Here is a 17,119-nt window from a genome sequence, read left to right as displayed (position 1 = left end):
GTTCTCCTCTTATTCATGATCAGTTCCATCATTTTCATAAAATTCGTTCACTTGTTGCAGTATAACTGGCAGGCTTTCTCCATCACATATAATGTGATGAATATCAACAAATAGATAGGAGGCCGTTGTTGTCTTCATTAATTTCACACGCATCAACGGTGCTTCGGATAAAACAAACGGTTGTATAAATTTATCGTATTCTGTTTGTATATCTATTTCGTCCACTTCGCTGTAGTCTATTAAAACCCTTGCGTCTGGAGAAATCGTTTGAATAGGCTCACCGTCCACAACATGGAAACTAGTTCGCAAGATTTCTTCTTGCTTTAACAGCTTATCCAAAGCCTTCTGTAATCTTTCTTTATCTAGCGGTTCTTCATAAGCATAAACGTCCGATACGTTGTAGTTAATATTAGGTCCGGTCATCTCGTCCAGAAGATAGAGTCGTTTCTGAGCTGAACTTGTAGGGTAGTATTCAGCTGCTGAAGCTTGTTCCATTGCCACAAACATCTCGCTCTCAATCGACTCGATATTTCCCGCTATCTGCTCGGGCGTACCAAAAGTAAAAACATCTCTAATTGACAATCTTACTCCTATGGCCTTCTCCAATTCATTGCACAAGAGCACTGCTTTCAGTGACGATCCCCCTAGATCAAAGAAGCTATCAGTTACACTGACTTTTTCAATATCTAGAATGTTCTCAAATGCCTGCACGATCAGAGTTTCATATTCATTTCGTGGTGCAATATATTCCTTTGACTTATACTGCGGCTGTGGTAATGAGGCTTTGTCAAGTTTCCCATTACTTGTAAGTGGAATCGCATCAACCGAAATAATATGTGCAGGCACCATGTAATCTGGTAATACTTTACTTAACTTGATCTTAACGTCCTTTTCTTCTATTTCTGTCTCAGTTATTACATAGGCACACAGGAATTTCTCATTCCTTTTGTCTTCTCGCACTATGACTACAGCTTCATTTATGCCTTCAAGCTCCAATAAACGGCTTTCTACTTCTCGTGGTTCAATACGATATCCTCTGATTTTTGCTTGGTCATCCATCCGTCCAATATATTCAATGTTTCCGTTAGGTAACCAACGTGCCAAATCACCTGTCCGATACATCTTTCCGGATCCAAATGGGTTGTGTACAAACTTCTCGTCTGTCAGGTCTTGTCGATTTAAATATCCTTGAGATACACCCTCACCTGTTATACATACCTCACCCGGAACTCCAATTCCACAAAGTTCATTTCCATTTAATATATAAATCTTTAATGTTGGAAGTGGCATTCCTATATCGCTAATTCCTCTCTCGATGGCTTCAGCATCAATATCGCGATAAGTAGCGTATACCGTGGTTTCTGTTGGCCCGTACATATTAACCAGACGACAATGTCTATTGTTCTCATGCCATTTCTTCAAATGTGCTGGATAAAGTGCCTCCCCTGCAAAAATAACATATCGTAAACTATTTATGGTTTGTCCTGTCGTTGCATCGATCAACGCATAGAATGGTGAAGGTACCTGGCATAAGATGGTTACCGCTTCTTTTTGGAGCAGCTCTCCGAAGGCATATCCATCTTTTACTGTATCCTCAGAAGGTATTACAAGCTTTGCTCCATTCAATAGACTTCCGAATATTTCCCAAACCGAAACATCAAAACAATAAGAATGGAATTGAACCCAAATATCATTTTCATATAAATCAAGCTTAAACTTGTCATTCTTGAGTAATCGCACTACATTTACATGCTGAACCATAACACCTTTTGGCCGGCCCGTCGTACCTGAGGTATAAATAACATACATCAAATCACTTGAGTGATTTACATGAACAAGGTTACTGCATTCCATTTGATAATTTGCCTCATCATGAAGATGCATGACAGGAATGTCAACTTCAGGTTCTTTTGTACTGCATAATACGACCTTTGGTTTACAGTCATTAATGATATAATTAATTCTTTCCTCTGGATAAGATGGATCAACCGGTACGTAAGCTGCTCCAGCCTTTAAAATAGCGTATATACCCACCACCATCTCCAAACACTTCTCTGTTGAGATCACCACAAAGTCATTGGGTTGAATGTTATAGTCCTCTCGAAGCTTTCTTGCCAGAGCATTCGCCCGTTCATTTAATTGTGCATAGGTCATCTGTTGTCCATTAAATGTGATGGCTATACTATTAGGTATTCTGGCGGCCTGCTCTTCAAGTAACTGCACAATCGTCATATTTTGAGGGAATTCTGCATCCGTCATATTGAACTCATCCAATATTTTTGCTTCTTCGTACAGATCTACCATGGCAATCTCCTGCAGCTTCTTTTCCGGAGACATTAAAACTCCTTCAATTAATGTTAAGAAGTGTTTTGCCATGTACTCGATCGTTTCTGGTTTGAATAAGTCTGTAGAATATTCAAAATCAATCTTATAGCCTTCTGAATCACTTATCATGGTTAAGGTAAGATCAAATTTAGAAATACTACCTTCAACGGATTCCCTTGTTCCAATATGAATACGATCCGAATAACTCTCTCTCTCATCGTCCTGCAATACAAACATCACATCAAATACTGGGTTTCTTGAGAAATCTCTCTTTACTCCCACTGCTTCAACTAAATCCTCGAACTGATAATCCTTGTTATCGTATGCCTGTAAACATTTCTCTTTTGTACGTAATAATACATCCTCAAATGTATCATCAGCGCACACATTCCCTTTGATTGCCAGAGTGTTTACAAACATGCCCAACATATTTTGGGTATCCGTATGGTTTCGGCCCGATATTGGCGTTCCTACTATAATTTCTTCCTGTCGACTGTATTTTCCTAACATAGAGAAAAAGGTGGATAACAACACCATAAACTCCGTTGCACCATACTTCTTCGCTAACTCTTTTACTTTAATACTCGTTTTTTCTTCTACCTGTGTTCGGAAATTAGCACCTCTAAAGCTTTGTTTATGAGGGCGTGGATAATCCATGATTAAATCCAGGACTGGTATATCACCGGAGAATTCTTTCTTCCAGTACGCTGCCTGTTCTGTGATATCTCTAGCATTTTGCCAAGCAGAAAAGTCTTTATACTGTACTCGTGGTGTTAACAATTCTCTTCCTTCATATAACTCTTGTATTTTGTAAAGCATAACTGGCATGCTTCCTGCATCACATAAAATATGGTGAATATCCAGGAATAAATATGAATCACTTGGAGTATTCAGTATTTTTGCACGCATTAGTGGTGATTTTGACAGGTCAAATGGTTGGACGAAAGTATTATATTCATCTTGGATATACTGTGAATCTGCTGTCTTTACTTCACTGTGCTCCAGCACAATTCTTGCATCTGAAGAAATTTTTTGAATTGGTTCACCATTCACGATATGGAAACTTGTCCTTAAAATTTCCTCATGCTCTACTAATTGATCCAATGCCCTCTGAAGTCGCTCATTGTCTGGTTTAACTTTAAGCTTGATTACTAAAGGAATATTATAAGTTATACCAGGGCCTGTTAGTTGGTCCAAAAGATAAAGTCTCTTTTGAGCTGAACTTATAGAATAGCTTTCTGCTTCTGCTATTTCTGGTATTTCTTCAAACGTATTCTCCTTTGAGTTTTTTATTTGTTCTGCAATATTTTTTGGTGTAACTAAATCAAAAATTTCTCTAAGTGGTAACCTTACCCCTGTGCTCTTCTCTAATTCATTACACAGCCGGATTACATTAAGCGAGTATCCACCCAAATCAAAGAAATTGTCATTTACACTTACTCTTTCCATACCAAGTACATGTTCAAATGCCTCTACTACCAATTTTTCCGTCTGGGTCTTTGGTGCCTCATAACCCCTTATCATCTTAGTTTCTTCAATAAACTGTTCCGGGTTCGGCAATAATTTACGATCTACTTTACCATTTGCAGATAGTGGAATCTCATCTACCTGTATGAATTGTGCCGGGATCATATAATCAGGCAGATGTTTGGCTAACTCTCTTTTTATTTCTGCCAATTCTACGGTCTCATCTGCAACAATATACCCACACAATTGCTTCTCTCCATGTGAATCACTGTAATCAGCGACGACGGACTGGTGAATATGTGGCAAATGATTGATACAGTGTTCTATTTCTCCTAGTTCGACACGATGTCCACGTATCTTAACTTGACTATCTTTTCTTCCCAGGAAGTCTACATATCCTTCCGGACGCATGACACCATAATCACCTGTTTTGTACAGATAACCTAATCTATGGTTGATAAAGGCGGCCTTCGTCTTCTCTTCTTCATTGAGATAACCTACGGCGACTCCTTTTCCACCAATATGCAGTTCTCCTGGTACGCCTACTGGGCATTCTTCCCCACATTCATCCAGTACGTAAATTTGTTGATTTTTCAGCGGATAGCCGTAAGGGATACTTTTCCACTCTGGCTTCACTTCTGTGATTGGGAAATATATGGACCATATAGAGCCTTCCGTTGCTCCACCTAACCCGATGACTTGTGCTTTTGGCATTCTTGTTTTGATTTTCGCTGGCAAACCAAGAGAAATCCAGTCTCCACTTAGCATCACCATACGTAAGCGCTCTGCTGAAGTGCTATGCACCGTGTCTTGCTTTGTGCTTTCTAGATATATATCCATAATTGCCGGAACCGAATTCCATATCGTGATTTCTTCTTCGATCATGATCTGATGAATACTGGCCATATCTAAAAGATCTGGAATTAATACTAACTGAGCTCCGCTAATGAGTGCTCCAAAAATATCATAGACGGATAAATCAAAGCTCATCGATGATAGGGCAATGATTTTATCTTCGCTATTTACTTGGAATTTCTCATTAATATCTAATAATGTATTCACTACTGCTTCATGGGTGATCACAACACCCTTAGGATGTCCAGTGCTTCCTGACGTATAGATAGCATAGGCTCTATCCTGCTGGCAGCCTTCTAACAGTTCTAAGGCGCCATCGTTATAGGTGGAAAGGTTCTCTGTTTCATATAAATCCGGATGAATCATGAGCTTGATATCACTATGTTCCACGATATATTTTATTCTTTCCTCAGGATGTTCCGGATTAACAGGAATATAAGCATGGCCGGCTTTTAAAATAGCTACCATATTTACAATGGTCTCAATTCGTCTCTCTGCCCAAACTCCAATATAAGAATTGAGCGCATAGTTTTGTTCTGCTAAATAACGAGCGACCTGATTGGATTTTCTCGCCAACTCGCCATAGGTCAATGTATCCTGTCCTAATTTGACTGCAATAGCATCGGGAGTCTTCTGGCATTGCTGGTCTATTAATCTTTGCAGTAAATCCCCTTCATAATCTCCTTGTGTACGATTGTAATCAAGCAGTAGTTGATACTGTGTTACAGGCAGCGGCATAGATGAAAGTTTATTGTCTATAACTTGCTGTAATCGAAGTTGATACGTTTCAAACATGGCACTGATCATGTCTTCATCAAACAAATCTTTTGCATAATCCCAAGTCACAATTAATTGTCCGTCGCTTTCCGCAACTTGGAAGTCCAAAAACACTTCAGGGGTCTGATTTATTCCGTATTTCAATTCTCCCCTACTACCTATATTGGCATTGAAAAAATCTACTTCGTCACGAAGCATACTCGTAAATACAATTGGCATTATAGCTTGACCTTCTTGACCACGGTGTTCAGCCAGATCACGCAGGAAATCAACCCCACTGTAAAATCTGTGGTCTAACGCTTCAAATAACCGATTCTGAATCTCAGTAGTTCTTTCCCAAAATGGTCTATGAGATGATAAATCGATATCTAACAACAATTTCGATACGAAATCCCCCATCAGAGACATTCCATCTTGATGAAAAGGCTGATTACTAAACAGATTTAAGCTAAGTGCCATATTGGATTGATTGCTCCATTTAAATAGAACTTCCGCATATATTGTGCACAATAACACAGATGGTGCAATTTTGTTATCCAAAGCCTTGTTTCTCACAATCGCCCAGTCTGTCGCAGCAATTCTCGTTTCTAAACGTTTTACTGTTGCGTTGTTTACAGCATTCCCATTTGGAAGAAGTGGTAACTGAGGTGCATGCGGGAAATTGTCTACTTTTGCCTTCCAATAAGCTTGATCTCTTTGCTGCAATGCCCGCATCAAATCTGAAACTTGCTGTGCCAGATGATTGGCACGATGATCAAGCTCTGCTTGGGTCGAATCTTTCTCCTCTTTCTTAACATCCTCTTTCTTAAGTAGCTCTTGCAAACGCTCTTCTGGATGTTTTATAACTTCTGATAGTAATAAAACATAATCATCCAGCATTTGCTTTATCGTTTCCTGTTTAAATAAATCTGTAGAATACTCTAAGTTGACCACATAACCCTCTGATGTGTGTATTACCATTAAATTCAGATCAAACTTAGCTACTTTTCCTTCCATTGGTACCCATGTTCCACTCACAATGCTCTTTGAACCAGACATAATTTCACTCTCTGGCATCATGAACATTACATCAAATAATGGATTTCTTGATAAATCTCTCTTTACATCTACTGCCTCAACCAAGTCTTCATATTGAAAGTCCTGATTATCGTACGCACGAAGACATTTTTCTTTTACTCCAAGCAATACTTGTTCAAAACTCTCCTCTTGTTTCACTTTTCCTTTGATAGCCAAGGAGTTTACAAACATCCCCAGCATTTCTTGTGTATCAACGTGGGTTCTACCTGATACAGGAGTTCCGACTACAATTTCTTCCTGTTGACTGTATTTGCTCAATAGAATCATAAAGGTTGATAACATAGTCATGAATTCCGTAGCACCATGCTTCTTCGCTAATTCTTTTATTTCCATAAAAACTGGTTCTTCAATCTTAGTTTTTACGTCGGCACCATTGAAGCTCTTTTTCTTAGGACGTTGGAAATCTGTATTCAAATTAAGTATTGGAATTTCGCCTAAGAACTCGTTTTTCCAATATGCCGCCTGCTTCGTAATATCCTGAGTCATTTGCCAAGCAGAGAAATCTTTATAATGAAGCCTTGGGATTGGTAAAGTATTTCCTTCATATAACTCGCTTATCCAGTTCATCATAATAGGCAGACTTTCTCCATCAGAAACAATATGATGAATATCCAGCATCAAGTATGAAGCTTGTGGTGTCTGTAATAACTTAACCCGCATCAAAGGTGCTTTGAATAAATTAAATGGGCAAACAAAACGATCATATTCATCTTGAATATCTAGTGTATCTGCTTCTTTGTATTCCAATACTACTCTCGCATCTGGTTGAATCACTTGAACTGGCTCTCCATTAATAAGATGGAAGCTGGTTCTTAATACTTCTTCTCTCTCTAAGAGCTTATCTAATGCTCCCTGTAACTGCTCTTTATCCAGAGTGTTTTCGTATTTTATGACATTCGAAATGTTATAGGAAGTACTAGGACCTACTATCTCATTGAGAAGATAAAGTCGCTTTTGAACAGAACTCATAGGATAGAACTCTGCTTCAGCTATTTTCGGTATTTCCGAAAAACGATCCTGTTGTAAGCTTCCAATTCTTTCTGCAATACGTTTTGGTGTAGATAAAGCAAATATTTCACTAAGCTGCAGTCTTATACCGATTGTCTTTTCTAATTCATTACACAATAATGTAACTTTCAGTGAATGACCACCCAAGTCAAAAAAGCTATCATTGACACTAATTCCTGTTATTCCAAGGACTTTCTCAAATGCTTCAACTATTAACTTCTCTTCTCTATTTATTGGTGCTACATATTCCTTAGGCTTGTATTCTGGTTCTGGTAGTGCCGCTTTGTCCAGCTTTCCATTATGACTTAATGGAATTTGGTCAATTCGAATAATATACACAGGAACCATATAGTCTGGTAACTTCTTGCGTAATTCACTCTTGATTGTATCTTCGTCTAATTCTTCTATTTCTGTATGAACGACTACATAAGCACACAGATATTTTTCTCCTTGCTTGTCTTGTCGTACTACAACGGCTGCTCCACTAACTCCTTCGAGCTCCATCAAAGTACTTTCAATTTCTCCTGGTTCGATTCTGAAACCTCTTATCTTAACTTGATCATCTATACGGCCAAGGTACTCGATATTTCCATCCGGTATCCACCGTGCCAGATCACCTGTTTTATACATCATTCCTGAACCAAAAGGATTTTTAATAAATTTCTGAGCTGTTAATTCTTCACGATTTAAGTATCCACGCGACACACTTTCTCCTGCAATACATAATTCCCCTGGTACACCTATTCCGGCTATTTTTTCATTTGATAATATATAAATTTGTGTATTACTAATAGGCTTACCAATTAATATTTTATCTACATCTAAGCATGTTGGGCAATGATATCCACTGGAATTAACTGTAGTTTCTGCTGGACCATAGAGATTCAGTAGTTCTGCTCTTACTTGTCCTTTTTCCCTTAATTGATTATAATGTCTCACACTTTCCGCATTCAGTTTCTCACCAATATTAATGATATAACGCAGAGTATTTATTTTTTCTTTGCTCATATCTAATTCTTCTAGAAACATATTGAACATGGAAGGAACGAACTGGATTGCATTGACTTTATAATCCTGAATTACCTTGATGATCTTATCACTTTGACTTTCTTCTCCTTGTTGCAAAATAACAAGTTTACCACCCGCTAACATCCACCAAAATACTTCCCAGGCAAAAACATCAAATGCACAAGTGGTCTTCATTAAAAGAGATTCTCCCTCGTGTAATGGGTATTCTCTTTGTGTCCACATCTGCTGATTGACTATATTCTGATGCTACCATAACCCCTTTTGGTTTTCCTGTTGTACCCGATGTATAAACCAGATAAATAAGATCACGAGGAGTATTTACATGTTCTAGATTCCCTGCACCTTCTCCATAATTGCTTTCACTATATAAGTTAACAACCTTTTCAGGAGAAATATTATACTTTCCATGACCAATTAAAACCGCTTTAGGCTGGCTATCTTCCAATATATACTCGATACGTTCTTCTGGATACAATGGGTCAATGGGTACATATGCTGCACCCGACTTTAGGATGGCATATAACCCGATCACCATCTCCAAACTTCTTTCTGCTATAATCGCAACAAAATCATCAGGCTGGACATGGTATTCCCGTCGTAACTTTAATGCAAGCTGATTGGCACGAGCATTTAATTCAGCGTAACTCAATTGCTCATTCCCGCATACAACTGCTGTATTATGGGGGGTTCTTGCTACTTGTTCTTCAAATAATTGTACAATTGTCTTGTCTCTTGGATAGTCGCTGTCCGTTGCGTTAAACTGTACTAATTCTTTCATTTCTTCTGCTTCACTGGTCATGCCTAATTCGATTAATTTCGTCTGTGGTGCTGCAATTGCTTGTTCCATAAGCCTTTGCAGATGGGAACCAATAATGTTTATTTGTTCCTTGTTATATAGCTTTGTACTGAAAAGAATTCTAAAATGGATACGATCACTCTTAAATGCTGTCATTCCCAAGTCATACCCAATTTGTTCGCGGTAATATTCGGATTCCACATTTAATTTGCCATCAATATTTATACTTGTTCCTTGATAGCCTTCAAAGAAGAATAATGTTCCAATTAGATCTCTTCCTAATAAAGTATGATTCTGTATTTCTGCTAAGGGAAGAAAATCGTGTTCATTTGCAATAATTGCCTGGCTCTGTAATGATTTCAACAAATCGGCAAAGGTGTCTTCGTTTGTTGTCGATATACGTACGGGTATTGTATTGATAAATAAACCAACGATTTCTTCAATACCTTCAATCTCTGCATTTCTACCAGATACAACTTTTCCAAATACAACATCATTTGTTGAGTTGTATTTTTCCAATAAAACGCCCCAACAAGCTTCTACTAGCGTGTTCAATGTTACATCATATTGGGCACATATCGCTTCTGCTTGTTCAGTTACCTCTATGCTTAACTTAAACTCTTGGCTCTGACTCTCTTCTTCTGTTTCATCTGGACGACCTAAAGGTAGAATATCAGCCCTTGTCTCATATCCTTGAAGAAGGTCTTCCCAATATTTAAGGCTCGTCTCTTTATCTTTTTCATTTATATAATGGACAAACTTTTCATAGCTACCCATTTTATTAGAAGCAGCCTGATTAGGTGTTTTTAATTGTTCTTCATCTGTTGCCATATACGCACTAAATAATTCTTTACGCAAAATTGGCAAACACCAACCATCTAAAATAATATGATGGTTTGTCATGATCAATCGATAACCACTGTTGTTTATTTTTATCAGATTCATACGAAGTAGTGTATCTTCTTCTAAATCAAATCCTCGTTTTACATCTTGTTCCTTTAAATCAAGATAATCCGATTCATTATCTACTTCCATATAATTAAATTCCGGCATTCTTTCTTTCAATACAACTTGTCTTGGTACACTTACTCCCCGATAACAGATTTTTGTACGTAAAATATCATGCTGTGTTGCTAAATACTTAAAAGCTTTGTGCATCTTCTCTACATCTACATCTGCCAATCGCAACGTCTGCTGAACAACATATTTTGTAGATGATTCATCCATAAGCTTCTCATAGAGCATTCCCTCTTGCACAGGAGCCAATGGATAGATACGTTGAATTTCCTGGCCGCGGATTTCGACAGCTTCCTGTACATAACAAAATTCGCTATCTTTCCATACGCTCTCACCAAAATCACTTGCCGTTGACTCACTCTTCTGTGCGTGGGAGCAATGTTCTGCGACTGCTATCAGTTCTTCTTCATATGCTTTTCCTATTTGCTCAATTCTCTCAGCCAAATAACGACTGCTGTTGCAGGTTACTGTCATAGATAAACTACCTTTTTGCACATGACCTATGACGTTAATGGATGGTCCAAATTGATTACGAGGATTCGTATCCTGTCCATAACCTAATTGTGAAAACTCGAAATATAGATCGCCAGATTCTTTCTTTGTTCCTAGTTCTCCAAGATAATTAAATGATATATCTGGTGCCACTTCTACATCCATTTCTTCTGGATTACCCATGGCTGCATTCTTTATGATGCCATAATCAATTCCATGTCCTGGTACGCGTCGTAGTGTCTCTTTCGTATTTCGAATATCCTGTGCAATATTAGTGCCTAACTCATCTAAAACTACGGGATATATACTAGTGAACCATCCTATTGTCCTACCTAAATCAAAAGAGCCTACTGTTTCTTCACGACCATGTCCTTCCATCTGTATAGCAAGCGTTCTCTGACCTGTTACTTTGTTTACCGCACGTCCTAGTGCTGCTATAAGCAAGTCATTAATCTCTGTATTATAAGCATGTGCACTTTCTTTTAATAACTTTTCTGTGATAGCGGCATTAAGACATGCCACGGCTGTCTTTGGTTCGAATTTATCATCAATTCCATCTTCTTTTAACTTACCATCAACCAATTTATTTTCTATTTCTGACCAGTAAGCTAACCTTCTCTTTAACTTTTCACTCTGGCTGTAATAAGCTAATCCTTCGCTCCATACTTTAAAGGAAACGGTTTTAGCTGGTAATGTTATCTCTTTTTGATTCAAAGCTTGAGAGTAGCCCTTCTCCAAATCCTCAGTTAAAATCCGCCAGGAAATCACATCCATTATCATATGATGAGCTAGCAACATCATATAATCTTGCTCCGGCGTACTAAATAAAACAGCCTGCAATAATGGTCCTTCCGCCAAATCCATCTTTACTTTCGTTGTCTTAATTTTTTCCTGAATCTCTTCAGATTCACATGCTATTTTTGTAAAGCCGTACCATTTCTTATCTTCTACTTTCCCTATAACCTGTTTCTTATCTTTGTACGTAGCTCTCAACATATCATGATGCTGCACTAACGCAGATAAAGCTTTTTGTAGTGCCAGATCATTTAGTTTTTCACGAACCTTAAACACTTGGCATACATTAAAATGTTCAGGATCTATCATATTTTGTGCGAAGAAGTAGTTTTGAATTGGTGTCAGTGAAATTTCACCAGTTATTTCTCCTTGCTCCGCAGGCATAATTTCTTTTTTTGTGGATAAATTCATGGCTATTAGCTTTGGTGTTCTCTCCATCAAAAGATTTCGCATAGAGCTATCGTATCCAGCTTCTCTTATCTTGTTTAGAATATGGATAGCCTTAATCGAATCTCCACCCAAATCAAAGAAATTGTCATTTACACTTACTCTTTCCATACCAAGTACATGTTCAAATGCCTCTACTACCAATTTTTCCGTCTGGGTCTTTGGTGCCTCATAACCCCTTATCATCTTAGTTTCTTCAATAAACTGTTCCGGGTTCGGCAATAATTTACGATCTACTTTACCATTTGCAGATAGTGGAATCTCATCTACCTGTATGAATTGTGCCGGGATCATATAATCAGGCAGATGTTTGGCTAACTCTCTTTTTATTTCTGCCAATTCTACGGTCTCATCTGCAACAATATACCCACACAATTGCTTCTCTCCATGTGAATCACTGTAATCAGCGACGACGGACTGGTGAATATGTGGCAAATGATTGATACAGTGTTCTATTTCTCCTAGTTCGACACGATGTCCACGTATCTTAACTTGACTATCTTTTCTTCCCAGGAAGTCTACATATCCTTCCGGACGCATGACACCATAATCACCTGTTTTGTACAGATAACCTAATCTATGGTTGATAAAGGCGGCCTTCGTCTTCTCTTCTTCATTGAGATAACCTACGGCGACTCCTTTTCCACCAATATGCAGTTCTCCTGGTACGCCTACTGGGCATTCTTCCCCACATTCATCCAGTACGTAAATTTGTTGATTTTTCAGCGGATAGCCGTAAGGGATACTTTTCCACTCTGGCTTCACTTCTGTGATTGGGAAATATATGGACCATATAGAGCCTTCCGTTGCTCCACCTAACCCGATGACTTGTGCTTTTGGCATTCTTGTTTTGATTTTCGCTGGCAAACCAAGAGAAATCCAGTCTCCACTTAGCATCACCATACGTAAGCGCTCTGCTGAAGTGCTATGCACCGTGTCTTGCTTTGTGCTTTCTAGATATATATCCATAATTGCCGGAACCGAATTCCATATCGTGATTTCTTCTTCGATCATGATCTGATGAATACTGGCCATATCTAAAAGATCTGGAATTAATACTAACTGAGCTCCGCTAATGAGTGCTCCAAAAATATCATAGACGGATAAATCAAAGCTCATCGATGATAGGGCAATGATTTTATCTTCGCTATTTACTTGGAATTTCTCATTAATATCTAATAATGTATTCACTACTGCTTCATGGGTGATCACAACACCCTTAGGATGTCCAGTGCTTCCTGACGTATAGATAGCATAGGCTCTATCCTGCTGGCAGCCTTCTAACAGTTCTAAGGCGCCATCGTTATAGGTGGAAAGGTTCTCTGTTTCATATAAATCCGGATGAATCATGAGCTTGATATCACTATGTTCCACGATATATTTTATTCTTTCCTCAGGATGTTCCGGATTAACAGGAATATAAGCATGGCCGGCTTTTAAAATAGCTACCATATTTACAATGGTCTCAATTCGTCTCTCTGCCCAAACTCCAATATAAGAATTGAGCGCATAGTTTTGTTCTGCTAAATAACGAGCGACCTGATTGGATTTTCTCGCCAACTCGCCATAGGTCAATGTATCCTGTCCTAATTTGACTGCAATAGCATCGGGAGTCTTCTGGCATTGCTGGTCTATTAATCTTTGCAGTAAATCCCCTTCATAATCTCCTTGTGTACGATTGTAATCAAGCAGTAGTTGATACTGTGTTACAGGCAGCGGCATAGATGAAAGTTTATTGTCTATAACTTGCTGCAATCGAAGTTGATACGTTTCAAACATGGCACTGATCATGTCTTCATCAAACAAATCTTTTGCATAATCCCAAGTCATAATTAATTGTCCGTCTCTTTCCGTGACTTGGAAATCTAAAAATACTTGAGGGGTCTGGCTTATTCCGTATTTAATTTTCCCTAATTTCGTCAACGTATCTGCAAATTCCGATTTATCGAATAACATACTAGTAAATACAATTGGCATAATCGCTTTACTAGTCATTTCTCTCTTACTTGCAATATTTCGTATAACATCAACACCACTATAAAAACGATGGTCTACTGCTTCAAATAATATATCTTGAACCATAGATGCTTTCTCCCAAAAAGCACGATGAACAGATAAATCAATATCTAACAATAAAACTGATGTAAAATCTCCAATCAACTTCATTACGTCTGGATGAAAGGACTGTCGATTAAATAATGTTAAATTAAGTGCCATTCTGGATTGATTGCTCCATTTGCACAAAACTTCCGCATAAATTGTACATAAGAATACAGATGGTGTTACACCGTACTGAGTTGCCAGGCCCTTCACAATATTCCATTGATCAGTTGTCAGACTTTTCTCCATTCGCTGAAATATTGGTTTCTCTATGAATTCTGGCTCACAAACTAATGGTAGCTGAGGTGCATAGGGAAAATCCTCTATTTTGGCTTGCCAATAGTCTTGAGCTTTTTGATAGGCGGAAGATTCACGAAAGCTCTCCAATGCCCTTACATAATCTGAGAATTGGAATGTTAAAGGTTTAATCTCCATATTCGGTTTCTCATAATAATCCATTATCTCTTGTATTAAAATTAATAAACTGCCTCCATCAGCAATTAATAAGTCAATATCCAGGAAGAGATAATTTTTCTTCTCACCAAGAATAAATGCAGTCAACTCAAATAATGGCCAATGATCTTGTTGGAAAACAAAATGTGACCTGCTATTTCTTTTTTCCAATATACGTTTTTGTTGATCCTCTAAAGACAAGTCTTGTAAATCTTCAATACAAATCTCATAAGAAGAATTAGAACGCCGAACTTTTTGCATTCCTGTATCATCAAAAATAGTACGCAGCATAAGCTGACGCTCTAAAACATGATTCAATGCATCGTTTAAGCGTTTAATATCTAATTCTGTTTCAAACTCATAATAGGCATGTGTGGAGACATTACCCATTTCCATAATATTTTGTCTTCCAACTAAATAGGCTCCTTGTATTTCTGTTACCTGGAACGGCTCATACCACATGTCTTTATTCCCTGTTAATTCGGATGCATTGACATCCTCTGCCTTTAGTTGTTCCTCAACCATCTTAATTATTTGTTCCAGGGTAGACATTTTGAAAAGGCTTACAATAGGGATTTCGACTTGAAATCGTTGATTTATTTCATCCTGGAAACGAATCAACGTTAACGAACTAACTCCCATCCGAGAAATCGTATCGTCTACTTTCAAAGAAGGGATAGAGAATACTTCTTTTGCAATTTCAACGATTTGATTTTCAATCTCCGTTTTGTTCCATGCTGACTTCTTTGCAGATTCCTTGATACTCTGATAAGAATATGGAGCTATTGCGATAACTTCATCAAACTCATGATTCTCAAATCGCTCTATTAAAAGAAAACGTTGCACCTTTCCACTTGTTGTTTTCGGTATCGTTTTTATTGGAATTACATAATCTGCAGCTATTCCAACCCGTTCTAATACCATATCCTGCACTTGATGGGCAAGTGGTAAAAATGCCTTGGCATCTTTTCGATTATGTACAAATACTATAATTTCATCCCTGATCGATGACGGATTGCGAACACCACACACAACGACTTGAGACAACTCTGGGATCGCCAATGTTAACATATTTTCTATATCGCTAGCATAATAATTCTGACCATTTACAAACAGAATATCCTTCTTTCTGCCCATTACAATGAGTTCTCCATTGCGTAAAAGTCCTAAATCTCCTGTACAAAAGAAGCCCTGTTCATTAAAAGGGGAACTATCATGATTCATATATCCCTCAAATACATTTTTCCCCTTGATCACTATATTGCCTATGTAATTTTCCCCTAAGATGTGGTCTTCATCATCTACAATCAATATTTCTAATTCATATAATGGTTCTCCTACTATGGCAAACTCTGCTGCATTTGGCTCCTTCGTTTCTATATACTCCACTTCTTGACCAATACGAGCTTTATGACGGTTAATACATACACTTCTATTATGTCCTTCTTCAGGAATAGTAACAGCCAGACTAGCTTCTGCCATACCATAGACTTGATGGATCGTATTTTCACGCAAGCCAGAAGACGAGAATTTTTCATAAAATCGTCTAATGGTATCCATTGATATTGGTTCTGCACCACACATTATGTTTCGCACACTAGATAAATCAATATTTTCTAAATGTGAATCCTTTACAGTCTTTATCATCCAGTCTAATCCAAAATTCGGACTTACAAGCACCGTTGCTTTTAATTGCGCACATTTTTGAAGATATAGCCAAGATTTCTTTAAAAATGTACCCGAATTTAGAAGGGAATGAGATATACCCGCAAATATCGGAGTTAAATGATAACCGATCAAGCCCATATCATGTGTCAATGGTAACCAACTAGCCATGACATCATTTGTGTCTAGTTTCAAACGATCTACTATCTGTGCCAAATTATAAACTAGATTTTCATGTGTTAATTTTACTCCTTTAGGGTTACCTGTGCTGCCAGACGAATATTGTATATACGCTAAGTCCTGACAATCTACTGTAACGCATTGCCCCTCTTCCATATTACATGCTAAGGTTTCATACTCTAAGTATTTCAAATTATTGGCTTCATAACTTTCTCTAAACGTATTTAAATTTCTTTCATCAGTAATTATCCACGCATTCGGCAACTGCTCACTTACTTTCACTAACTTCTTGAAAGCTTCAGTGTCAGGCGATGCAATTAGCGGTACAGACAGAGGAACGGGGATCATGCCTCCTAAAATACAACCCCAAAACAACCTTATAAAGGATAGATTATTGTTTGTCTGAAAGATAATATAAGAGCCCTTCTGAAATCCCTGCTTTTGTAGTGCCCCTAAGATGGATTTGGCATTAAAATAAAGACTTTCATAAGACTCAAACAATTCAGAGCCATCGGATTGAGTAAAGTAAACTCCCCTTGATTTCTCGTTAGCATAAATTCCAAGTAATTGATCTAGTGTTATATTAACTCCATCCTCTAATACTGATTTTGTATAAGGTTTCATATTGCAACTCCT

At 37.9% G+C, this 17,119-nt stretch carries 1 pseudogene; it reads right to left on the bottom strand.

Annotated features, from left to right (window positions below):
- Nucleotides 1-12: 12 nt before the first annotated feature.
- Nucleotides 13-17,107, bottom strand: a pseudogene (locus ACUN0F_RS08855) (amino acid adenylation domain-containing protein); the annotation flags it as partial.
- Nucleotides 17,108-17,119 lie beyond the last annotated feature (12 nt).

The organism is Bacillus sp. 1A (genome assembly GCF_052682215.1).
Note: the sequence above shows the minus strand (reverse complement) of the source record. Positions and strands in the feature narration are given on the sequence as shown.